The organism is Klebsiella sp. Q11 (genome assembly GCF_964241505.1).
GTDB classification, from domain to species: domain Bacteria; phylum Pseudomonadota; class Gammaproteobacteria; order Enterobacterales; family Enterobacteriaceae; genus Klebsiella; species Klebsiella michiganensis.
In genome coordinates this window covers 139,283-161,758 of the sequence record NZ_CAXSXW010000006.1, presented here as the reverse complement: position 1 = coordinate 161,758, position 22,476 = coordinate 139,283, and the positions used below count along the sequence as shown (strand labels likewise).

Here is a 22,476-nt window from a genome sequence, read left to right as displayed (position 1 = left end):
GTCGTGGGGCTGGCCCGCAGGCCAGCCTGGGGATTATTTGATGCGTTTCTGCGCTTCCTTGAGCAGCTGCTCCAGCACCTTGCCCGGGTTCGCGTATTTGCGGCAGACGATCATCGCGGCGATGATGTACGGCTTCCAGCTGGCCTCTTTGTAGGTCGGGATCCGGTACTTCTCGAAGACTCCCTCGGTGACTTCGCCCGCGTCGCAGGAGACGCCGGTGATATCCGCCGGCAGGCAGTGCATATACAGCGCGTCACCGTCGCGGGTGTGCTTCATCATCTCTTCCGTACAGTGCCAGTCTTTATGGCCGGCGTTCTGCTCAAGGCAGGCTTTCTCCAGCGCCTTCAGACCTTCATGGTCATTTGCGCGCAGCAGCTCGGTGCGTTTTTCCATTACCTTGTACGGCGCCCAGGATTTCGGATAGACGATATCGGCGTCTTTAAAGGCTTCCTCCATGCTGTTCACCTGGCGGAAGCTGCCGCCGGAGGCCTGGGCATTGTTTTTTGCCACTTCGATAACGTCAGGGATCAGGTCGTACCCTTCCGGGTGGGCGAGGGTGACGTCCATACCGAAGCGGGTCATCAGGCCGATAATGCCCTGCGGCACCGAGAGGGGTTTGCCATAGCTCGGCGAGTAGGCCCAGGTCATGGCGATCTTCTTACCTTTCAGGTTCTCCAGCGAACCGAAGTGCTCGCGCAGCCAGGCGAGATCGGCCATGGATTGCGTCGGGTGGTCGATATCGCACTGCAGATTGATCAGCGCCGGTCGCTGCGGCAGGACGCCCTGCTTGTGGCCGTCGTCCAGCGCTTCGCCTACCTCACGCATGTAGGCGTTGCCCGCGCCAAGGAACATGTCATCGCGGATGCCGATGGCGTCGGCGCAGAAGGAGATCATATTGGCGGTTTCACGGACCGTTTCGCCGTGGGCAATTTGCGATTTCCCCTCATCCAGATCCTGTTGCGCCAGACCTAACAGGTTGAGCGCGGAGGCATAGGAGAAGCGGGTGCGGGTTGAGTTATCGCGGAACACGGAAATACCCAATCCGCTGTTAAACACTTTGGTGGCGATATTTTCAGCGCGTAGCGTTTTTAGCGCGGCGGCGACGTCCAGCACCTGTTTCAGCTCATCCGGCGATTGTTCCCAGGTCAGCAGAAAGTCTTTCTCACTGAGATGAGAGTTAAGTTTATTGATATCCTTAATCAGTTCGTTAACAGTTTTCATGTTTCAATCCTGGTCGTGAATGACGGCTTATTGATTGCTGTGCGGTCGGATATGCAGAGTTGCCGAATTAGCGACTGCCAGCGCTGTATTACCACTAACAATAAGCGTGCCAAATCCTCCGGGAGAGGCGGCGGAGAGGATTGAATAGTTAAGATTATGCCAGGTCTGTCACGAATTCAGGCGAGTTATCCCGGGAAGAGAAAGGTGAAATTTTTCCCCCGCCGTCCATTTCAGCGGGACAGGCGCGGGTTGCCGCCGTAAATAATGCGATTATCATCTTCACATTGCGCCAATATGATAAAAACCGCTGCAAATTTATCATAATGATAAGAAACTGTGATAGCTCTTGCATATTTAAGATAAGGTGGGGGAATTGGCCCTATCTATATCAACGCGGGTGGCTAAAAGGAGTGGTATCATTCCCCGCAGATAAATAAAGCCGCTTCGCTTGACGCCGAACAGGTGAGCAATAATAGAAGGCCGATAGACATGATACCGTCCAAAGCACCCTCCATTTTAATGCAGATTCAGCCTACAATTCAAAAGTTTGCAAGGATGTTATCCAGCGTGCTGCAGCTGGAGGTCGAGATTGTTGATAACGAATTATACCGGGTCGCCGGAACTGGCGCTTATAGTAAACAGATTGGCTATAAATTAAATTCAAATTCACGGCTTCTGCGTTACATTATTGAAACACAGACCGAGAAGGTCGTTACCCACTCCCGCTTCGACCCCCTGTGTAAAGACTGTAACAATAAGGAGAAATGCGAAGAGAAAGCCTTTCTTGGCACGCCGGTGATGTATCACGACCGCTGCGTCGGCGTTATTAGCCTGGTTGCGCTGACGCGCGAGCAGCAGGAACGTATAAATGCGAATATCCAGGAGTTTTCTGATTATGTTCGTCATGTCTCAACCATATTCGTTTCCCGATTTTTGCAGGAGCGGGCGGTCGGCGACAATATCCATAAAATATTTTTAACCATGATCGAAAATATGGATCAGGGCGTACTGGTCGTGGGCAACGATCAAAGAGTCAAATTTGCCAACCAGGCCGCTTTGAAAATAATGAGCGTCACTCAGGGACAGGTGATTGGTAAGTCAATCCAGTTTCAGCCGTTGACCTTCGAAGATAATTTCAAGCACGGCCATATGCAGCACATTATCTCCTTTGACGATCGCAAGGAGCTCATTATCGGCCAGCTGCACGCGGTGCAGGATCAGTGGTTATTTTTAATGGCGTTCCATCAGTCGCACTCTTCGGCCGATTTCAGCTGCGGGCAGGAAGGGCCGCAGATTGAGGCGATGGTGGGAGAGTGTCGACCTATGCGGCAGCTTAAAAAGCTGATCAGCCGCGTGGCCCCGAGCCCCTCCAGCGTAATGATTGCCGGTGAAAGCGGGACCGGGAAAGAGGTGGTTGCCCGCGCTATCCACAAGCTCAGCGATCGCCACGCGAAGCCCTTTATCGCGATTAACTGCGCCGCGATACCCGAGCAGCTGTTAGAAAGCGAACTGTTTGGCTACGTGAAGGGGGCGTTTACCGGCGCATCGGCAAACGGTAAGACCGGCCTGATTCAGGCGGCCAATAGCGGGACGCTGTTTCTTGACGAAATTGGCGATATGCCGCTCACTCTGCAGGCCAAGCTGCTGCGGGCCATTGAGTCACGTGAGATTCAGCCGGTGGGCGCCAGCCATCCGGTTCAGGTCGATATTCGTATCATATCCGCGACCAATCAAAACCTGGAACAGTACATCGCGGAAGGGAAGTTCCGCGAAGATCTCTACTATCGTCTGAACGTGATTCCGCTGCGCCTGCCGCCGCTGCGCGAACGTCAGGAGGACATTGAGCTGCTGATTCACTATTTCCTGCATCTGCATACCGGTCGTCTCAATCTGGTTTATCCCGGCGTCGCGCAGGACGTGATCGATTTCCTTAAGCGCTATCGCTGGCCGGGCAATATTCGTGAACTCAGCAACCTGATGGAGTACCTGGTTAACGTGGTGCCGTCGGGAGAAATCATCGATATGTCGCTGCTGCCGCCGAATCTGTTAAGCAGCGGTGAAGCGGCGAGCCAGGCGACGTCGTCGGCTTCAGCGTCAGCGACACTCACTCAGGAGGAGAACGTGACGGCGCTGGAGGAGATGGAGCGGCAGATGATCCGCGATGCGCTCTCTCGCTACAGTAATAAAAAGCAGGCGGCGGATGAGCTGGGCATCGGCATCGCCACGCTGTATCGCAAAATAAAGAAATATTCGCTGGCGGCGGGTCAGAACTGACGGGAACTGCGGGCAATAAAAAATCCACGCGAGCGCGTGGATTTTGTGGAGGGCATCACGGCGAAGAAACGCTTAGACGTTGAATCGTGATTTGATATTTATTGAATTGATATTTAATGTTTTTATTTTTGATTTTTATTTTCATACTCATGTCTGTACTCACTTTAGTTGATGCTGCTATCTGAGGCTAGTTACCACTGACCCTGACCCAAATTCAGTGCAGTGCTAAATCAGAGCTAGATGGCCCCTTGATGACGTCGGGCTACAGATGATGTGAAGTCGTGTCGAAACCTTGATATAATGAGTACAGATTACACATTCGATAGCTGAGGAATCGCGATGAGCAATGACAAGAAAACGCAGGTGTATTACGTTAAACCGTCTCGCGCTGACATTGTTCGCTCGGTAGCAACGTCAACCGCCGTTGAGACGGGGCAGTCTTCTGAGAAGATCGAAGCTTCGCTTGAAGCGACGCGCAAAAAGTTCGCCCATCTTCGTCTTGCTGTTTAATCACGTCTTAACGCAGTACCGACCCAATAACACATCGGGCCGTAGTCCATTGACATACCTGCGTGGATAGCCGAAATATATTCGGCTTTGTTTTGCTCCCAGCTTTGATAATCCAGCGGCCTGTGTCCCCCCTGAACCGCCATCACATCAGCTAAAAGTCGTGATAAACGTCCATTGCCTTCCCGGAATGGATGGATGAGTATCAGCTCTACATGGGTTATAGCAATAGCCTCTATGATCTGTTCTTCGCTCATGTTAGTGCATGGTGTATATCGGGCAAGGTATTTAGCGTCGAAATCGTGTATTAGTTTTGGCAACTGTGCAGAGGGCGCGAACATAAAGCCCCCTTTGCTGATATTGACAGTCCTTTCTTGCCCGGCCCACTCATAGATGTTTCCCAGCCAGCGGCGATGCCAGCTTTTCAGCAAAGCAATGGTGATCTGCCCTGCTGGAAACTGCTCTTCAAAAATGCAGTGATAGAGCTTCTCTAACAGCACAAGCTCCGCTTCGTCCATCTCACCAGAATCAGCAATCCCCAGCTTATTTGCCAGAACTTGCTCATCGGAGTTTTTCTCATATTGTCCTTCACTGCCAGAGATACGGTATCGGCTCATGGGAACATCCTGCGCTAATGGGTGCTAAGAAATTATAACGCTGGGTGAGGAGAGTAACAATGGTCGTATAATCAGACAGTTACAAAAGTGTAGGCTGAAATATAGTTTTTATAATCTGATGGGAAATTATCGTTAATAATCAGCATTAACAGACCAATACATCATGGTTTACGAAACATCAATAGTGCTGCGCGCGCTTCCTACCCATTCTTCAAGTTTATTTGCCCAGTCCTGCATCATAACCTTTCGCTCATCAAGATAAGTTACATGGTTGTATGTGCGACGAACATTGTTGGTATCAGCGTGCGCAAGTTGGGCCTCAATAGCATCAGGTCGATAGCCCATCTCGTTTAAACGGGTACTTCCAGTGGTTCGGGTTGCATGTGGGCTATATGTACCACTCCAGCCGAGGCTTTTACGTAGCTGGCGCAGCGAGTGCGATGTCATTGGACCTAACGGATTATCCCTGCCCGGGAAAAGGTGCTGCCGATGCCCGGTTAATCCCTGTAGTGTTCTGAGCATTTTGATAGCTTGGGAGGGTAGGGGAATAACGTGTTCTCTCGGGCTTTCATTCGCGCTGCCGGAATTGTCCACAGGGCGTTATCAAGATCGAATTCTGTCCATTCTGCTTCGGTGGCTTCTGCAGGACGCGTCAATGTCCACCACATAAGCCACATACAATAGTTAACCTGGTACGAGCCACGACTATTATCAAAACAGTTTAATAACTTTCCGATTTGCTGAGGATTCAGTGCTTGTTTGTGCTGTGTCTTATTGGCCGGAAGGGCCTTGCGCACAGGCCGTACAGGATCGCTATCAGCTCTAAGCGTTGCAACTGCTAACTCAAAAACTGATGAAACGGTGCGGCGAGCTTCAGCGGCAACTGTCGGTGCTCCTCGTTTAGCAGTTTCTTGAAGAATTCTAAGGATATGGTGTGGAGTGACCTCTCTGATTGGGAGCTTACCTATTGCGGGGAAAACCACACGCTCAAGCATATCCAGTCGGCGCGTTTTGGTAATTTCGGCCCAGTCTTTCATCTGCAACCACTCTTTAGCGATCAGCTTAAAGGTGTTGGAGACGTCGTTGACCTTGCGGATCTTATCTAACTGGCGAGCCTGTGTCGGGCTAACTCCATCTGCGACTTGCTTACGCGCTTGCTGAAATGAAAAATCCACGCAATTGCGTGGATTTTGTGGTTTTTTTCGATGTTCATGAGGTTCAATGAAACCTCATGAGACAACAAATTTTATTTAGACGTTGAACAGGAAGTTCATCACATCGCCATCTTTCACGATGTAATCCTTTCCTTCAGCGCGCATTTTCCCGGCTTCTTTGGCACCCTGCTCGCCTTTATAGGCAATAAAGTCTTCATAGGCGATGGTCTGCGCGCGGATAAAGCCTTTTTCAAAGTCGGTGTGGATTTTACCCGCGGCCTGCGGGGCAGTGGCGCCGACGGGGATAGTCCAGGCGCGCACTTCCTTCACCCCTGCGGTAAAGTAGGTCTGCAGGTTCAGCAGCTCGTAGCCGGCGCGGATAACGCGGTTCAGGCCCGGCTCTTCGAGACCCAGCTCGGCCATAAACTCATCGCGGTCGGCATCGTCCAGCTCGGCGATATCGGACTCAACGGCGGCGCAAACGGCGACCACCACAGAACCTTCGGCGGCGGCGATTTCGCGGACTTTATCGAGATAAGGGTTGTTCTCAAAGCCGTCTTCGTTGACGTTGGCGATATACATGGTCGGCTTCAGGGTCAGGAAGCTCAGATATTTAATCGCCGCTTTGTCTTCGTCGGTCAGATTTTTCAACGAACGCAGCATACCGGCATTCTCAAGGTGCGGCAGGCATTTTTCCAGCGCCGCCAGCTCGGCTTTCGCGTCTTTATCGCCGCCTTTGGCTTTCTTCTGCACGCGATGGATGGCGCGTTCGCAGGTATCCAGGTCGGAGAGCGCCAGTTCGGTATTGATCACTTCAATATCGTCAGCCGGGTCCACTTTATTGTTAACGTGGATAATGTTGTCGTTTTCGAAACAGCGCACCACGTGACCGATAGCTTCGGTTTCGCGGATGTTGGTCAGAAACTGGTTGCCCAGGCCTTCACCTTTCGACGCGCCTTTAACGAGGCCTGCGATATCAACGAATTCCATCGTGGTTGGCAGAATACGCTGTGGTTTGACGATTTCAGCCAGTTTGTCCAGACGCGGATCGGGCATCGGCACGACACCGGTGTTCGGCTCAATGGTACAGAAGGGGAAGTTGGCCGCTTCAATACCCGCTTTAGTGAGCGCATTGAACAGGGTGGATTTGCCGACGTTGGGCAAACCGACGATACCGCATTTGAATCCCATGATTTAAATCACCTTAATCTTTGGATAATCAACCTGTTACAGTGAACAGATTGCAGAAAAGTAAATAGCTTCGCCTATTATACACGGTGCGTGACAAAAATTCCGCACGCCGACCGGTTATTGCGCTTTAAAAGCGTGTAAACGGTTGGTCGCCTTGGTCAGGCCATCCTTCAGCCACACCTCGGTGCAGCGCGCCGCTTCGTCAACGGCCTCATCAATCAGCTTCTGTTCGCTGGCGGGGGGCTTGCCCAGCACAAAACCGACAACTTTATTTTTATCGCCCGGATGGCCGATTCCCACGCGTAAGCGGTGAAAGTTCGGGTTATTGCCCAGCTTGCTGATGATGTCTTTCAGGCCATTATGGCCGCCGTGGCCGCCGCCCAGCTTAAACTTAGCCACGCCTGGCGGTAAGTCGAGCTCATCGTGGGCGACCAGGATTTCGTCCGGGTTGATGCGAAAGAAGGTCGCCATCGCGCCGACGGCTTTGCCGCTCAGGTTCATAAAGGTCGTCGGCACCAGCAGGCGGACATCCTCGCCGGCAAGGTTAATCCGCGAGGTGTAGCCGAAGAATTTGCTCTCTTCGCGCAGCGGCGCGCGGTGGCGTTCAGCCAGTAAATCCACGTACCAGGCGCCGGCGTTATGTCGGGTCGCTGCGTATTCAGCGCCGGGGTTCGCCAGGCCGACAATTAATTTTATGCTCACTTTTTTATCCTGCTTGGATCGTTCTCTGGCGCGTAGTGTACTGTCTGCGCGCGCGGTTGACAAAATTCTGCCAGCGAAACGCACCCGCCACAGATAATCACGGGTTTGAATAATTAGAATTTGATGTTGTTCAGTGGGTTATTTGTAAACTTTTGTTGGCAAGATGTTCGCTTCTGTGATCGTCCACGCAATCGCTATATTGGCCATTGTCTATACTACACCTATAAGATTTGGGGATATTCCCATGCAACCCAAGGTTCCGGAGGTGACATATGAAACGCAGAAACGCTTCGTTACTCGGTAATGTGCTGATGGGGTTGGGGTTGGTCGTCATGGTTGTCGGCGTTGGTTATTCTATTTTAAACCAGCTTCCGCAGCTTGACCTGCCGCAGTTTTTCGCACACGGCGCGATCTTGAGTATCTTTGTCGGCGCGGTACTGTGGCTGGCCGGCGCCCGTATCGGCGGTCATGAACAGGTTAGCGACAGATACTGGTGGGTTCGCCACTACGATAAACGCTGCCGCCGCGATCAGCATCGCCACAGCTGAGTGAATTCCAGACCGCCAGCCGTTGTGAACGGCTGGTGCGCTTTCATGCCGCCCGTTCAGGCTGCCCGCCTGTTGGTGTCTCAAATTCTCCTTTCTCTCTTCGTCTTTCTTCGCCACCGTCTGCCTAATACAATTCCTGTACAGAACGCTTGACCCTGACGTCACGTCAGGCAGCAGAGTGGCGCCACTGGTAAACGAAAGGAGCAGTCATGTTAATTCAGGTGGGTGAACTGGCGAAGCGCGCCGGCATAACCGTCCGCACGCTACATCACTATGAACAAACGGGACTGCTGACGCCTTCGGCCAGAAGCGCGGCGGGTTACCGGCTCTATAATCTGGCGGCCGTTCAGCGACTGCATATGATCAAAGCGCTGGCGCAGGCCGGGCTGGAGCTCGCCACTATCAAGGACTATCTCGACCGGGACGCCTTCTCGCTGTCCGACCTGCTGGTCAAGCAGATCGCCACCCTCGACCGGCAGCTGCAAACCCTCTCCACGCTGCGCCAGCGCCTGGCGCTGCTGCGTGAAGAGCTGGACAGCGGAGACGAGCCCGACCTGGAGTCCTGGCTACAAACGCTGGAGCTGATGAAAATGTACGATCGCTGGTTTAGTCAACAGGAATTACAGGTGCTGCCGTTCGCAGAGCAGGATGCGCAACGTAACCAGATATGGCTGAAGCTGGTAGGTGAAGCGCAGCAGCTTATGGGCGAACGCTGTCCGGCCGATGAGCCTCGGGCGATTGCGCTGGCCACCCGCTGGATGGCGCAGCTGGAGCAGGATACCGCCGGCAGGCCGGAGTTTCTGACTCGCCTGAATGAGATGCACGCCGCCGAACCGCAGATGCGCGAACAAACCGGGGTGACGCCGGAGATGATTGATTTCATTACCCGTGCTTTTGCCGAAAGCAAGCTGGCCATCTGGGCGCGCTATCTGAACGCCGAAGAGCTGGCTTTTACACGGCAGCACTATTTCGATCGCCTGATGGAGTGGCCGGCGCTGGTGGCCGAGCTGCATCGGGCCTGTCGTGAGAAGCGGGAGCCTGCCTCCGCGGAAGGTCAGCAGCTGGCGCAGCGCTGGCTGGCGCTGTTCCAGTCTTACGCGGGAAAGGATCCGCACACGCAGCAGAAGTTTCGTTATGCCATGGAGCGGGAGCCGCATTTGATGAAGGGAACGTGGATGACGCCGGAGGTGCTTGGCTGGCTTCAGCAGGCGATTGGCGTAATGATGCGGCAGGCGCCGGGGCCTGCCGCCGGGTAATTAAATATCCGCCAGCGCGGCGCTGCGGTCCGGGTAGAAGCTCAGGCGGCCCGGAATCGGTTTAACGCCTGCCCGCGCCAGGGTACGCAGCGGCTGAAATTCCAGGTTCGACACGCGTAGCTCACAGCCTTCCGGCAGCTTATTCACGAAGCGCTGGAAGGCATCCAGTCCGCCGGCATCCAGCACCGGCACCGCATCCCACTTCAGCACGACGATACGCTTGCCAGCAATCCGCGTTTCCAGATCGGTAAACAACCCTTCCGCGGCGGCGAAAAACAGCGGACCAATGACGCGCAGCACCAGTACGTCATCGGGAACCTCGACATTGACCGGCGCGAGGCGGGTCATCCGCGCGATCCGGCGCATAAACAGCAGGGAAGCCAGCACAATACCGACGCTAATAGCGATGACCATATCAAACAGGACGGTCAGCGACATACACATCAGCATGACGATAATGTCGTCTTTTGGCGCATAGCGCAGCAGGTTAACGACCTTGTGCGCTTCGCTCATATTCCATGCCACCATCAGCAGCAGCGCCGCCATCGCGGAAAGCGGCAGCCAGGAGAGCAGAGGGGCAAGCACCAGCAGCGCCATGATCACCAGCAGCGCGTGGATCACGGCGGAAACCGGCGAGGTCGCCCCGGCGCGAACGTTGGCCGCCGAGCGGGCGATAGCGGCGGTGGCGGTAATGCCGCCGAAGAACGGTGCGACGATATTGCCGAGCCCCTGGCCAATCAGCTCGCTATTGGCCTTGTGTTTGGTGCCGGTCATGCCGTCCAGCACCACGGCGCACAGCAGGGACTCAATCGCCCCGAGCATGGCCATGGAAAACGCCGCCGGCAGCAGCGCCTGCAGCGAGGACCAGCTGAGGGGGAAGTCTGAACCGGGCATATCCCACGGCAGCACCAGCTGCGGCAGCAGCTGCGGAATACCGTTGCCCTGGCTGCCGTCGGCGAGAATATAGTGGAACTGAGAGCCGATGGTGGCGACGTGCCCGCCAAGCAGGTTGACCACGCCCATCACCGCGCAGCCCGCCAGCAGGGCCGGCAGGTGGCCCGGCAGACGAATCCCCAGACGCGGCCAGATAATCAGCGTGCCCAGCGTGACAACGCCGATGGCGGCATCGCCGGGGTTAATGGTCGGCAGCGCCATCGCCAGCGCGCCGACTTTCTGCAGATAATGTTCAGGCACGTGGGCCATCTGCAGACCGAGAAAATCTTTAATTTGCATGGTACCGATGGTGATACCGATCCCGGAGGTGAAGCCGAGGGTGACCGATAGCGGAATATACTCAATCAGGCGGCCAAAGCGCGCCAGGCCGAAAAGAATCAGGAAGATCCCCGACATCAAGGTGGCGACCAGCAGCCCGGCGAGCCCGAACTGCTGCGAGACCGGGTAGAGGATCACCACGAAAGCGGCGGTTGGCCCGGACACGCTGAAGCGCGAGCCGCCGGTTAAAGCAATTACGATCCCCGCCACCGCGGAGGTATAGAGACCGTACTGCGGCGCCACCCCGCTGCCAATTGCCAGCGCCATCGCCAGCGGGATAGCGATAATCCCGACGGTAATCCCGGCAATCACATCACGAGTAAACCGCGAAGCGGTATATTTTTCTTTCCAACAAGCGTCGATGAGGGCGCGGAAAGGCATCACATGTGAGGAAAATAATCTGTTCACAATAATGTTTCATCCATGAGCGCATCATCTGTCAACTAAATGGCAGGTGAAGGAGGCATCGGTCATTTCCACGTCATCCTTCGGGATGCCTCTGTGTTGGCTGCGTTCATTTACCCCGGTCTCGTACTGCCTGTACGCTGCCGGAGATTCATTCACTTGCCGCCTTGACGCATGCCGAATGATTTTGTGGAGAATAAAAGGTTCAGAGACAAAAAAACCCGCCGCAGCGGGTTTTTGAGCCGGGCTCGATTAATGTTCGAACATAGCAGAGATAGATTCTTCGTTGCTGATACGACGAATCGCTTCGGCCAGCATACCAGACAGCGTCAGAGTACGTACCTTTTCCAGCGCTTTGATTTCCGGCGTCAGCGGAATAGTATCGCAGACGACGAATTCGTCAATCACAGAGTTTTTGATGTTCTGGATGGCGTTGCCGGAGAAGATCGGGTGCGTGGCGTAGGCGAATACGCGTTTCGCGCCGCGCTCTTTCAGCGCTTCCGCAGCTTTACACAGGGTACCGCCGGTATCGATCATATCGTCAACCATTACGCAGTCACGGCCGGCGACGTCACCGATGATGTGCATCACCTGAGAAACGTTAGCGCGCGGACGGCGTTTGTCGATGATAGCCATATCGGTATCGTTCAGCAGCTTGGCGATAGCGCGAGCGCGAACCACGCCGCCGATGTCCGGAGAAACCACGATAGGGTTATCCAGGTTCAGCTGCAGCATATCTTCCAGCAGGATCGGGCTGCCGAATACGTTATCCACCGGAACGTCAAAGAAGCCCTGAATTTGTTCTGCGTGCAGGTCAACGGTCAGAACGCGGTCAACGCCGACGCTGGACAGGAAGTCAGCAACCACTTTCGCGGTGATAGGCACACGAGCAGAACGAACACGACGGTCCTGGCGAGCATAACCGAAGTAGGGGATAACAGCGGTGATACGACCTGCCGAAGCACGACGCAGAGCATCAACCATAACAACCAGTTCCATCAGGTTGTCGTTGGTGGGAGCACAAGTGGACTGGATGATGAAAATATCACCACCGCGTACGTTTTCATTGATTTGTACGCTGACTTCGCCGTCGCTAAAACGACCTACAGCGGCGTCGCCAAGAGAAGTGTACAGGCGGTTGGCAATACGTTGTGCTAGTTCCGGGGTGGCGTTACCAGCAAAAAGCTTCATATCAGGCACGAGAAGAACCTCAGGCATGCGTCCAGTGGTGGATGAAATGGGCCAAAAACGGTGCGGGTGGGCACGATTTCATCCAGGCGGTGTATTTAAAGAGCCCGATGCAACGTCTGGAACAGGGTGACGTTGTCACCGTAACTCAGTTTCCCCGGCGTTTTCACCAAATTTGCTATAATGAGCAGAACTTAGCGCAGCGCCTGCTTGAGCGGAGAGATATTAACACCTCGCGCTACGAAGCCATGCAGCCATGCCGGGGCTTTTTCAAGCACCTGACGAGCGGCGGATTCAGTGTCAAATTCAGCAAAAACACATGCACCGGTGCCAGTCAGGCGCGACGGCGCATATTCTAACAGCCAGGAAAGCGCTGCATCAACCTCACGAAAACGTTTTCTTGCGATAACCTCGCAATCATTGCCGAATTTACATTTTAATAACGTATTAATTGACCTTGACGGGGTATTGCGCGGGAGTTCCGGATCGCGAAAAATGATCGGCGTGGGAATGCTCACTCCCGGATGGGCCACCAGATACCATTTTTCCTCCGGTTCGGCCGGGGTGAGAATTTCCCCGACGCCTTCAGCAAAGGCCGCATGGCCGCGCACGAACACCGGCACGTCGGCGCCCAGCTGCAGACCCAACGCCGCCAGCTCATCTTCCGAGAGATGGCAGCCCCATAAGTGATTCAGCGCCACCAGTACGGTCGCGGCGTTGGACGAACCGCCGCCGAGGCCGCCGCCCATCGGAAGAACCTTGTCGATGCTGATATCGGCGCCGCTGCCCGCAGGAAGCTTCCCGGCCTGGGCTGCGGCCTGCATTAAAAGCCTGGCCGCGCGAATAATCAGGTTCTCTTCATCCGGCACGCCGTCAACCGGCGTCAGCAGACGCAGCTGGCCATCGTCGCGCGGTTCAATCGTCAGCGTGTCGCCATAATCCAGAAACTGAAACAGCGTCTGCAGGGTGTGGTAACCGTCGGCGCGCTGCCCGGTAATATACAAAAACAGATTCAGCTTTGCGGGAGAAGGCCAGCGGGTCATCATTTCACAATCCAGTTATCCATTTTCAGCTTGATGCGCTGACTGCCGTCGTTAAGCTCCATATTGGCCGGTAGCGAAGGTTTGGTGTCCGAGGTGTAGCCACCGTAGGTGACGTGCCAGGTTTTGCCGTTTTGCGTGTAGTTCAGCTCGCGCAGGCGGTACTGATCGTCAAGCGAGTAGTCGGTGGCCTCGCCCGGCAGGCCAATAATCCACTGGCGCAGGCTGTTGAGCGGAATCGGCATGCCGGTCAGGCGGCCAATCATCTCTTCGGCGTCGGTCGCCGTGTAGGTCTGGCCTTTATTGTCAATCAGCTGCACGCTGCCCGGCTGGGCGGTTAACGACAGCTCGGTGCTGCCGAGGGGGTTAGTCAGCAGCAGGCGGTAGCGGTCCTGGCCGGTTTGCTGCCAGAAGAAGCGGGCATAGACTTTTTGCTCATCAGAAAGATAAGCAAAAGCGCCGCGCGTCTGGAACTGATTAAGATTGCGGACATCTTGCTGGTGCTGACGCCACTGTGGAGAATCCGGGCTTTTACCCGGCCCTTTCGGAGCATTAATCGCACAGGCGGTCAGAACGAGGCTTGCCAGCGGCAACAGGCGGAACAGTCGATTCATAATGATGACAAATCCTTGATGTCTACAGTGAAATGCGGCGAATGGGAGAAACAGGCGGCCGATTTGTGTAGCGGGTTACAATTATAACCATTAATGCTAGCGTTGCCGGACGGTAGCGTCTACGTTCAAGTTGTCTGAAATCAAAAAATTACCGTTAATGGCTATTACAGATTAGCTATTACTCCAAAAGGGGAGCCTCTCTTTTATTGATTACGCGCATCCTGTATGATGCCTGCAGACTAACCTTAGCAACGCTGGTACTACTCCCTCACAATGACGCTTTTAGCTCTTGGCATTAACCACAAAACAGCTCCTGTAGCGCTGCGAGAACGCGTAACGTTTTCGCCGGATACGCTCGATCAGGCGCTGGAGAGCTTGCTGGCCCAGCCAATGGTGCAGGGCGGGGTGGTGCTGTCGACCTGTAACCGCACGGAACTCTATCTCAGCGTCGAAGAGCAGGATAACCTTCAGGAAGTGCTTATCCGCTGGCTGTGCGACTACCACGGTTTAAATGAAGACGACCTGCGCAAAAGCCTCTACTGGCATCAGGACAACGAGGCGGTTAGCCATCTGATGCGCGTCGCCAGCGGCCTGGATTCGCTGGTGCTGGGCGAGCCGCAGATCCTCGGGCAGGTGAAAAAAGCCTTTGCCGACTCCAGCCGTGGTCACCTGAACGTTAGCGAGCTGGAGCGCATGTTCCAGAAGTCGTTCTCGGTGGCCAAACGCGTGCGTACCGAAACCGATATCGGCGCCAGCGCGGTCTCCGTGGCGTTTGCCGCCTGTACCCTGGCGCGACAAATCTTCGAATCACTCTCCAGCGTGACCGTGCTGCTGGTTGGCGCCGGTGAGACTATCGAGCTGGTGGCCCGCCATCTGCGCGAGCATAAGGTGCGCAAGATGGTGATTGCTAACCGCACCCGCGAGCGCGCTCAGGCGCTGGCCGATGAAGTCGGCGCGGAGGTAATCGCCCTGAGCGACATCGACGAACGGCTAAAAGAAGCGGATATCATTATTAGTTCTACCGCCAGCCCGCTGCCGATTATTGGCAAAGGGATGGTGGAGCGCGCGCTAAAGGCGCGCCGCAATCAGCCGATGCTGCTGGTGGATATCGCCGTTCCGCGCGATGTCGAACCGGAGGTTGGCAAGCTGGCGAACGCCTATCTCTACAGCGTGGACGATCTGCAAAACATCATTCAGCACAATCTGGCGCAGCGTAAAGCCGCGGCGGTGCAGGCGGAAACCATTGTCGAGCAGGAAGCCAGTGAATTTATGGCCTGGCTGCGCGCTCAGAGCGCCAGCGAGACTATCCGCGAATATCGCTCCCAGGCCGAGCAGGTCCGCGAGGAGCTGACGGCAAAAGCGCTGGCTGCGCTCAATCAGGGCGGCGATGCGCAGGAAATCATGCAGGATCTGGCGCGTAAGCTGACTAACCGCCTGATCCACTCGCCAACCAAATCTCTTCAGCAGGCCGCCCGTGACGGGGATGATGAACGCCTGCATATTCTGCGCAACAGCCTCGGGCTGGAATAGCGCACCTTTCTCTCTTTTTTAGGACAGGGTGAATTCACGCCTATGAAGCCTTCTATTGTTGCCAAACTGGAAGCCCTTTACGAACGCCATGAGGAAGTTCAGGCGCTACTCGGCGATGCCGCAACCATCGCCGATCAGGATAAATTTCGCGCATTGTCGCGCGAATACGCACAGCTGAGCGACGTCGCCCGCTGCTACACCGACTGGCGTCAGCTGCAGGATGATATCGAAGCCGCGCAGATGATGCTCGACGACCCGGAAATGCGCGAAATGGCGCAGGAAGAGCTGCGCGAAGCGAAAGAAAAGGGTGAGCAGATGGAGCAGCAGCTGCAGGTTCTGCTGCTGCCAAAAGACCCGGACGACGAGCGTAACGCGTTTGTTGAAGTTCGCGCCGGTACCGGCGGCGATGAAGCGGCGCTGTTCGCGGGCGATCTGTTCCGTATGTACAGCCGTTACGCGGAATCACGCCGCTGGCGCGTGGAAATCATGAGCGCCAACGAAGGCGAGCACGGCGGCTTTAAAGAAGTGATTGCCAAAATCAGCGGCGACGGCGTCTATGGGCGACTGAAGTTCGAATCCGGCGGCCATCGCGTACAGCGCGTACCGGCCACCGAATCCCAGGGGCGTATCCATACCTCCGCCTGCACCGTGGCGGTCATGCCGGAGCTGCCGGAAGCCGAAATGCCGGATATCAACCCGAGCGATCTGCGCATCGATACCTTCCGCTCCTCCGGCGCGGGTGGTCAGCACGTTAACACCACCGACTCGGCGATCCGTATTACCCACCTGCCGACCGGCATCGTCGTCGAGTGTCAGGACGAACGTTCTCAGCACAAAAACAAAGCCAAAGCGCTGTCGGTGCTTGGCGCGCGTATTCGCGCCGCGGAAGTCTCAAGGCGCCAGCAGGCGGAAGCTTCAGAGCGCCGTAACCTGCTGGGCAGCGGCGATCGCAGCGATCGTAACCGTACCTATAACTTTCCGCAGGGCCGCGTGACCGATCACCGCATCAACCTGACGCTTTACCGTCTGGACGAAGCGATGGAAGGCAAGCTGGATATGCTGATTGAGCCGATCGTTCAGGAATATCAGGCCGATCAGCTGGCCGCCCTTTCCGAGCAGGAATGATGACTTTTCAGCAGTGGCTGACGCAGGCCATCGTCCGCCTGAGCCAAAGTGAAAGCCCGCGCCGGGATGCCGAAATCCTGCTGGGTCACGTGACCGGCAGGGCGCGGACCTATATTCTCGCCTTTGGCGAAACGGCGCTGACGGCGGCGCAGGCCGCCGAGCTGGAAACGCTGCTCAGCCGTCGCGCCCGGGGCGAGCCGGTGGCTCATCTGGTGGGCCAGCGCGAATTCTGGTCGCTGCCGCTGTTCGTTTCTCCCGCCACGCTGATCCCGCGTCCGGATACCGAATGCCTGGTTGAACAGACGCTGGCGCGGTTATCCGACAAGCCGTGCCGCATTCTCGATCTCGGCACCGGCACCGGCGCGATCGCTCTGGCGCTGGCCAGCGAACGCCCCGATTGCCACGTCACCGCCGTTGACGTAATGCCCGACGCGGTGGCGCTGGCGGCGCGTAACGCTGAACATCTCGCTATCCCTAACGTCAGGGTACTGCAAAGCCACTGGTTTAGCGCGCTCGCCGGGCAGCAGTTCGACATCATCGTCAGCAATCCGCCCTATATCGATGAAACCGACCCGCATCTTGCGCAGGGCGATGTGCGCTTTGAGCCGAAAACGGCGCTGGTCGCCGCCGATGGCGGTCTGGCCGATCTGGCGCATATCATCCGCGAAGGCCGCCGCTATCTGGCTGCCGGCGGCGTGATGCTGCTGGAACACGGCTGGACGCAGGGGGAAGCGGTGCGCGCAATCTTTCGCGCGGCGGGTTATGGCAATATTGCCACCTGTCGCGACTACGGAGACAACGAGCGTCTGACGCTCGGGCAATATCAGGGAGGCGTATGAATCTGTTTAACGCGGTACTGTATCTGCATATCGCCTGCGTGGTGGTTTCGGTGAGCCTGTTCGTGCTGCGCTACTGGTGGAGCTGGAGCGGAAACCGTCTGCTCGACCAGCGCTGGGTTCGTATCGCGCCGCACTGTAGCGATACGCTGCTGTTTCTCAGCGGCGCCGGATTAATGGCAATAACGCACTATCTGCCGTTTACCGAAGAGGGTACATGGCTGACTGAGAAGCTGTTTGGCGTTATCATTTATATCGCATTGGGATTTATCGCGCTGGGCCGTCGTCGCCAGCGCAGTCAGCAGAGCCGGTTTGTCGCCTTTCTGCTGGCCCTGGTGGTGTTGTTTATCATTATTCAACTCGCCATCACAAGAACACCGTTACTGGGGTAAGGCATGAGGTCGTTAGCTGATTTCGAATTTAATAAAGCGCCGTTATGCGACGGCATGGTCCTCATTTCTGAATTAATCCGCGACGATTTTCCGACGCACTATGTGCAGGATGAGCTGGAGCGGCTGCTGGGCCTGGCGCGTGAGGAGATTGCCGCTTCGTGGGACCAGGAGCGCCAGATAGAACGTCTGCTGGAGCTTTTCTATCATGACTGGGGCTTTAGCGATTCGCGCGGCGTTTACCGCCTGTCCGACGTGCTCTGGCTTGATAAAGTCCTGAACAATCGTCAGGGTAGCGCGGTATCGCTAGGCGCAATCCTGCTGTGGATTGCTCAGCGTCTGGCGCTGCCGGTGGTGCCGGTGATTTTTCCGACCCAGATGCTGCTGCGCGCCGACCCTGAAGAGAGCGAAGAGATGTGGCTCATTAATCCATTTAACGGCGAAACGCTTAACGAGCATACGCTGGAAGTGTGGCTGAAGGGCAATATTAGTCCGGTCGCCGAGCTGTTTAACGAAGACCTCGATGAAGCCGACAACGCGGAAGTGATCCGCAAGCTGCTCGACACGCTCAAATCGGCGCTGATGGAAGAGCGGCAGATGGAGCTGGCGTTACGGACCAGCGAAGCGCTGCTGCAGTTCAATCCGGAAGACCCGTACGAAATTCGCGACCGGGGACTGATATACGCCCAGCTGGATTGCGATCACGTGGCGCTGCAGGACCTCAGTTACTTCGTTGAACAGTGCCCGGAGGATCCCATCAGCGAGATGATCCGCGCGCAGATCAACACCATTTCGCACAAACAAATTACATTGCATTAGTCTGAAACCATTCCGGTTACACCCTGATAAGGCGAACTTATGAAACAAAAAGTGGTTAGCATTGGTGATATCAACGTAGCAAACGACCTGCCATTCGTGCTGTTTGGTGGCATGAACGTGCTGGAATCCCGCGATCTGGCGATGCGTATCTGCGAACACTACGTGACCGTCACGCAGAAGCTGGGTATTCCTTATGTGTTTAAAGCCTCTTTTGATAAAGCTAACCGTTCTTCCATCCACTCCTATCGCGGGCCGGGGCTGGAAGAAGGGATGAAGATTTTCCAGGAGCTGAAACAAACGTTCGGCGTGAAAATCATCACCGACGTTCACGAAGCCAGCCAGGCTCAGCCGGTCGCTGACGTGGTGGACGTTATTCAGCTGCCTGCGTTCCTCGCCCGTCAGACCGATCTGGTTGAAGCGATGGCGAAAACCGGCGCGGTGATCAACGTGAAAAAACCGCAGTTCGTGAGCCCGGGCCAGATGGGCAATATCGTCGATAAGTTTATCGAAGGCGGCAACGACAAAGTGATCCTTTGCGATCGCGGCGCGAACTTCGGCTACGATAACCTGGTCGTCGACATGCTGGGCTTTGGCGTGATGAAGAAAGCCTCCAATAACTCACCGGTTATCTTCGACGTTACTCACGCTCTGCAGTGCCGCGACCCGTTTGGCGCCGCTTCCGGCGGACGCCGCGCGCAGGTTGCCGAACTGGCGCGTGCCGGGATGGCGGTGGGTATCGCCGGCCTGTTTATTGAAGCGCATCCGGATCCGGAGCACGCGAAATGCGACGGTCCGTCCGCGCTGCCGCTGGATAAACTGGAGCCGTTCCTCAAGCAGATGAAAGCCATCGACGATCTGGTTAAAGGCTTCGATGAGCTCGATACCAGCAAGTAACCGTCGCTGAAATGACAAAAGCCTGCCCGTTGCAAAACCGGCAGGCTTTTTTTATCTCCCCGACAGGCGGACGCCGCCGGGGAAGGTTCAGGCAAAAATGGTCATCAGGTAGGCGGCGAACAGCGCCAGGTGCGCCGCGCCGTTCAGCACGTTGGTACGCCCGGTAGAGAACGATATCTGGCACAGCAGCAGCGAGGCGACCATCACCACCATTTCCGGCGCGCCAAGGCCAAAGCGCAGTTCGTTGCCGGTGAGGAAGGCGATAAGCGTCACCACCGGTACCGTCAGGGAAATGGTGGCCAGCACGGAGCCGAAGAACAGGTTCATCGCCCGCTGGACCTGATTGTTCAGGACCGCTTTCAGCGCGCCAAGGCCTTCCGGAGAGAGGATCAGCAGCGCGACCAGGAAGCCGGTAAAGGCGACGGGGGCATTCATGCTGGTCAGCAGCGTCTCCAGCGGATTGGCGTTCATTTTAGTCACGGCGATAACCGCAACCAGGTGTACCAGCAGCCAGGCGGTGTGCCACTTGCTGCTATGGGCCGACGGTTTGCCGTGATGCGGGTCATCGTCGTCGCCGTCATCCTCGTGTTCGTAAACAAACAGGCTCTGGTGCGTTTTCGTTTGAATCAGCAGGAACACGCCGTACATGGCGGCGGAGATCAGCGCAACCAGCAGCGCCTGGCCGGTGGTGAAATTAGCCCCGGGCAGCGCCATGGGAAAGACCAGGACGATGATCGCCAGCGGAAAGAGGGCAATGAGGTACTGTTTAAGGCCGAACAGATTCATATACTGGGTGGCGAATTTGCGCCCGCCCAACAATAAAGAAAAACCTACCAGCCCGCCGGTAACAATCATGATGATTGAATAAAGCGTATCTCGCATCAGGGTCGGCGCGGCGTCGCCGGTGGCCATTAATGCGGAAATCAGGCTGACTTCGAGAATAACCACTGAAAGGCTTAAAATTAACGAACCATAGGGTTCGCCAAGGCGGTGCGCCAGAACGTCGGCGTGGCGAACAACGCTGAACGCGCTGCTCAGAATCCCGACCAGCGCCAGGATATTAATGGCAACGACCACTGGCAGTGACTGGCTGCTTCCCCAGAAAAACAGCACCGCCAGCGCCAGAACCGGAAAGGCGAGGGAGGTCTCCTTGTGGCGGGTTTTCACCGCCTCATGTGCATCGGTCATGAATTATCTCCAGGTGTGCAGGTGTTATAATTATAGATACTGTAAGTTAATAAAATAACAGACATTGATCGAACTACTTTGTTTTTTTACTTAAATTTACCACTCTGACCATGGAAAAGTGGTAGATTGCCATAAACTGCGGTTAATATCGTTTTGTATTTATTATTCAGATAATTACTAAAACATCTTTCTCATTTATCCATCGCCTTGCCAGCCGGTAAATTGCCTGACAGACTGACTATTCACCCTAAATCTGGAGGTCGCCATGCCCTATAGCAACAAAAGTGAATTACCCGACAGCGTTCAGCACGTTCTGCCTGCGCATGCCCAGGAGATTTACAAAGAGGCCTTTAACAGCGCCTGGGACCAGTATAAGCATAAAGAAGACCGACGCGATGACGCCAGCCGTGAAGAGACGGCGCACAAAGTCGCCTGGGCGGCGGTGAAAAATGAGTACCAAAAAGGCGATGATGATAAGTGGCATAAGAAGAAGTAATCGCTTTTGCTACCTCATGTGCTGCCTGAGCCCTTGCCCGCGGCTCGTTCATTGCTTATTGTCAAATAAAGCTGGATAATAATTCGGCAATACTTCACGGATGGCACCAGATAATCGCCGGGAAGCGGGCAGTGGCGGAGGTAGTAGAAAGTGTTAACGCGTGATTTCTTACTGAATGCGGATTGTAAAACGGCGTTTGGCGCTATTGAGGAATCGCTTCTTTGGTCGGCAGAGCAGCGGGCAGCCTCTTTGGCGGCGACCCTGGCCTGTCGTCCGGACGATGGCTCGGTGTGGATCTTTGGCTACGGTTCGCTGATGTGGAATCCGGCGCTGGAGTATCGCGAATCCTGTACCGGTACGCTACCGGGCTGGCACCGCGCGTTTTGCCTGCGGCTCACCGCCGGGCGCGGTAGCGCCACTCAGCCGGGTCGAATGCTGGCGTTGAAAGAGGGCGGGCGCACCACCGGCGTTGCCTATCGCCTGCCTGATGACACTCTCGAAGAAGAGCTGACCCTGCTGTGGAAGCGGGAGATGATCACCGGCTGCTACCTGCCGACCTGGTGTAAGCTGGATCTGGACGATGGCCGCACCGTCAATGCATTAGTTTTTATTATGGACCCGCGTCATCCGCTGTTTGAGGCGGACACCAGCGCGCAGGTGATAGCGCCGCTGATAGCGCACGCCAGCGGCCCGCTTGGCACCAACGCTCAGTATCTGTTCTCGCTCGATCAGGAGCTGCGGAAACTCGGGATGTACGATGCCTGCCTCGACGATTTAGTCGGCAAGGTGCGTCATCTGCTGGGGGAAAGCAGCCAGCCCGGGCTGGCTTAAGAGTATATCGCCCGGGTTTCCCCGGGCGTTTGCTATCAGGCGGGAACGTAGCTGATGGAGTGCTCCAGCGACTGGCTGTGGCTGTCGATGAGAACGTTCCAGGTGCCGCTGTAAGGCACGGTCAGATACGCGCTATCTCTGTCCTGCACACTCAGAATATCCGCATGACTATCGCCAGGCACTTTGGCGCTCATCAGGTGAATGTGGCAGCGTTCGGAACAACGCACCACCAACGTATCACCGCCAAACAACGTTAAACTTGCTTTTACCATTGCCATTTAATCTCGACCCCGTTTCTGTCTACAGCATCCTGCCAGCCCATTAACCCGCGTGATATTGTTCACACTTTGCTCTGTGCATAACACCAAAGGGGAGGGGG

General features: G+C 55.7%; 22 protein-coding genes and 1 pseudogene. 12 read left to right on the top strand and 11 right to left on the bottom strand.

What is annotated here, in order from left to right:
- Positions 1-33: 33 nt before the first annotated feature.
- On the bottom strand, positions 34-1,221 hold the full coding sequence (ygeW, locus tag ACESQ2_RS11560) for a knotted carbamoyltransferase YgeW (RefSeq protein WP_004851903.1): 1,188 nt from the start codon (positions 1,219-1,221) through the stop codon (positions 34-36).
- A gap of 489 nt (positions 1,222-1,710) precedes the next feature.
- Between ygeW and ACESQ2_RS11555 the strand changes: the two genes are divergently transcribed.
- The gene (locus tag ACESQ2_RS11555; protein ID WP_048262522.1) at positions 1,711-3,495 is read left to right on the top strand and encodes a sigma-54-dependent Fis family transcriptional regulator; all 1,785 of its coding nucleotides are present in this window, start codon (positions 1,711-1,713) and stop codon (positions 3,493-3,495) included.
- 339 nt (positions 3,496-3,834) lie between these two features.
- On the top strand, positions 3,835-4,005 hold the full coding sequence (locus tag ACESQ2_RS11550; RefSeq protein ID WP_004900141.1) for a hypothetical protein: 171 nt from the start codon (positions 3,835-3,837) through the stop codon (positions 4,003-4,005).
- Here ACESQ2_RS11550 and ACESQ2_RS11545 read toward each other — a convergent pair.
- The 4 genes and pseudogenes from ACESQ2_RS11545 to pth form a co-directional block, all read right to left on the bottom strand.
- Entirely contained in the window at positions 4,002-4,619 is a 618-nt protein-coding gene (locus tag ACESQ2_RS11545; protein ID WP_064358142.1) for a Fic family protein, read from the bottom strand. The two genes, ACESQ2_RS11550 and ACESQ2_RS11545, sit on opposite strands and share 4 nt — an antisense overlap.
- A gap of 168 nt (positions 4,620-4,787) precedes the next feature.
- Positions 4,788-5,794 (bottom strand): annotated as a pseudogene (locus ACESQ2_RS11540) (tyrosine-type recombinase/integrase).
- Positions 5,795-5,869: 75 nt separating this feature from the next.
- Positions 5,870-6,964 (bottom strand): redox-regulated ATPase YchF, encoded by a 1,095-nt coding sequence (gene ychF / locus ACESQ2_RS11535; protein ID WP_373170492.1) that lies wholly within the window; start codon positions 6,962-6,964, stop codon positions 5,870-5,872.
- A 117-nt stretch (positions 6,965-7,081) separates the two neighbouring features.
- Positions 7,082-7,666 carry an aminoacyl-tRNA hydrolase gene (gene pth / locus ACESQ2_RS11530; RefSeq protein ID WP_004121831.1) on the bottom strand — a complete coding sequence of 195 codons (585 nt, stop codon included), beginning with the start codon at positions 7,664-7,666 and terminating at the stop codon, positions 7,082-7,084.
- Between the two features lie 272 nt (positions 7,667-7,938).
- Between pth and ychH the strand changes: the two genes are divergently transcribed.
- Positions 7,939-8,214 carry a stress-induced protein YchH gene (gene ychH / locus ACESQ2_RS11525; RefSeq protein ID WP_004103160.1) on the top strand — a complete coding sequence of 92 codons (276 nt, stop codon included), beginning with the start codon at positions 7,939-7,941 and terminating at the stop codon, positions 8,212-8,214.
- Between the two features lie 209 nt (positions 8,215-8,423).
- A complete protein-coding gene (locus ACESQ2_RS11520; protein WP_004851896.1) occupies positions 8,424-9,470 on the top strand; it encodes a MerR family transcriptional regulator in 1,047 nt (348 codons plus the stop codon).
- On the opposite strand, the gene dauA is transcribed toward ACESQ2_RS11520, so the two are convergent.
- From dauA to lolB, 4 genes are all read right to left on the bottom strand, one after another.
- Positions 9,471-11,150: a C4-dicarboxylic acid transporter DauA gene (dauA, locus tag ACESQ2_RS11515; protein WP_373170488.1), complete on the bottom strand. Its 1,680-nt coding sequence runs from the start codon at positions 11,148-11,150 to the stop codon at positions 9,471-9,473.
- Positions 11,151-11,399: 249 nt separating this feature from the next.
- Positions 11,400-12,347 (bottom strand): ribose-phosphate diphosphokinase, encoded by a 948-nt coding sequence (gene prs, locus ACESQ2_RS11510; protein ID WP_004103157.1) that lies wholly within the window; start codon positions 12,345-12,347, stop codon positions 11,400-11,402.
- A gap of 182 nt (positions 12,348-12,529) precedes the next feature.
- Positions 12,530-13,378: a 4-(cytidine 5'-diphospho)-2-C-methyl-D-erythritol kinase gene (ispE, locus tag ACESQ2_RS11505; protein ID WP_009651969.1), complete on the bottom strand. Its 849-nt coding sequence runs from the start codon at positions 13,376-13,378 to the stop codon at positions 12,530-12,532.
- Positions 13,378-13,989 (bottom strand): lipoprotein insertase outer membrane protein LolB, encoded by a 612-nt coding sequence (gene lolB / locus ACESQ2_RS11500; protein WP_004851888.1) that lies wholly within the window; start codon positions 13,987-13,989, stop codon positions 13,378-13,380. Before lolB ends, ispE begins: the two co-directional genes overlap by 1 nt.
- Positions 13,990-14,262: 273 nt before the next feature.
- On the opposite strand from lolB, the gene hemA reads away from it, so the two are divergent.
- The 6 genes from hemA to kdsA are packed head-to-tail and all read left to right on the top strand — an operon-like array spanning position 14,263 to position 19,582.
- Positions 14,263-15,519, top strand: coding sequence for a glutamyl-tRNA reductase (gene hemA, locus ACESQ2_RS11495; RefSeq protein ID WP_004851885.1), 1,257 nt, complete (start codon positions 14,263-14,265; stop codon positions 15,517-15,519).
- Positions 15,520-15,561: 42 nt separating this feature from the next.
- The gene (gene prfA / locus ACESQ2_RS11490) at positions 15,562-16,644 is read left to right on the top strand and encodes a peptide chain release factor 1 (RefSeq protein ID WP_004851884.1); all 1,083 of its coding nucleotides are present in this window, start codon (positions 15,562-15,564) and stop codon (positions 16,642-16,644) included.
- Positions 16,644-17,483: a peptide chain release factor N(5)-glutamine methyltransferase gene (gene prmC / locus ACESQ2_RS11485; protein WP_046877764.1), complete on the top strand. Its 840-nt coding sequence runs from the start codon at positions 16,644-16,646 to the stop codon at positions 17,481-17,483. The genes prfA and prmC overlap by 1 nt, the downstream gene beginning before the upstream one ends.
- Positions 17,480-17,872, top strand: a complete 393-nt coding sequence (gene sirB2, locus ACESQ2_RS11480; RefSeq protein ID WP_004851880.1) for an invasion regulator SirB2 — start codon at positions 17,480-17,482, stop codon at positions 17,870-17,872. Before prmC ends, sirB2 begins: the two co-directional genes overlap by 4 nt.
- Before the next feature lie 3 nt (positions 17,873-17,875).
- Positions 17,876-18,688, top strand: a complete 813-nt coding sequence (sirB1, locus tag ACESQ2_RS11475) for an invasion regulator SirB1 (RefSeq protein ID WP_004851879.1) — start codon at positions 17,876-17,878, stop codon at positions 18,686-18,688.
- Positions 18,689-18,727: 39 nt separating this feature from the next.
- Positions 18,728-19,582, top strand: coding sequence for a 3-deoxy-8-phosphooctulonate synthase (gene kdsA / locus ACESQ2_RS11470; protein WP_004851877.1), 855 nt, complete (start codon positions 18,728-18,730; stop codon positions 19,580-19,582).
- A gap of 87 nt (positions 19,583-19,669) precedes the next feature.
- On the opposite strand, the gene chaA is transcribed toward kdsA, so the two are convergent.
- Positions 19,670-20,770 carry a sodium-potassium/proton antiporter ChaA gene (gene chaA, locus ACESQ2_RS11465; protein ID WP_024357863.1) on the bottom strand — a complete coding sequence of 367 codons (1,101 nt, stop codon included), beginning with the start codon at positions 20,768-20,770 and terminating at the stop codon, positions 19,670-19,672.
- A 265-nt stretch (positions 20,771-21,035) separates the two neighbouring features.
- Here chaA and chaB point away from each other — a divergent pair, with 265 nt between their 5' ends.
- Positions 21,036-21,266: a putative cation transport regulator ChaB gene (chaB, locus tag ACESQ2_RS11460; RefSeq protein WP_009651994.1), complete on the top strand. Its 231-nt coding sequence runs from the start codon at positions 21,036-21,038 to the stop codon at positions 21,264-21,266.
- A gap of 150 nt (positions 21,267-21,416) precedes the next feature.
- Entirely contained in the window at positions 21,417-22,097 is a 681-nt protein-coding gene (locus ACESQ2_RS11455; RefSeq protein ID WP_286116018.1) for a gamma-glutamylcyclotransferase, read from the top strand.
- Positions 22,098-22,132: 35 nt separating this feature from the next.
- On the opposite strand, the gene ACESQ2_RS11450 is transcribed toward ACESQ2_RS11455, so the two are convergent.
- Positions 22,133-22,375 (bottom strand): DUF1883 domain-containing protein, encoded by a 243-nt coding sequence (locus ACESQ2_RS11450; RefSeq protein WP_002910387.1) that lies wholly within the window; start codon positions 22,373-22,375, stop codon positions 22,133-22,135.
- Positions 22,376-22,476: the final 101 nt, after the last annotated feature.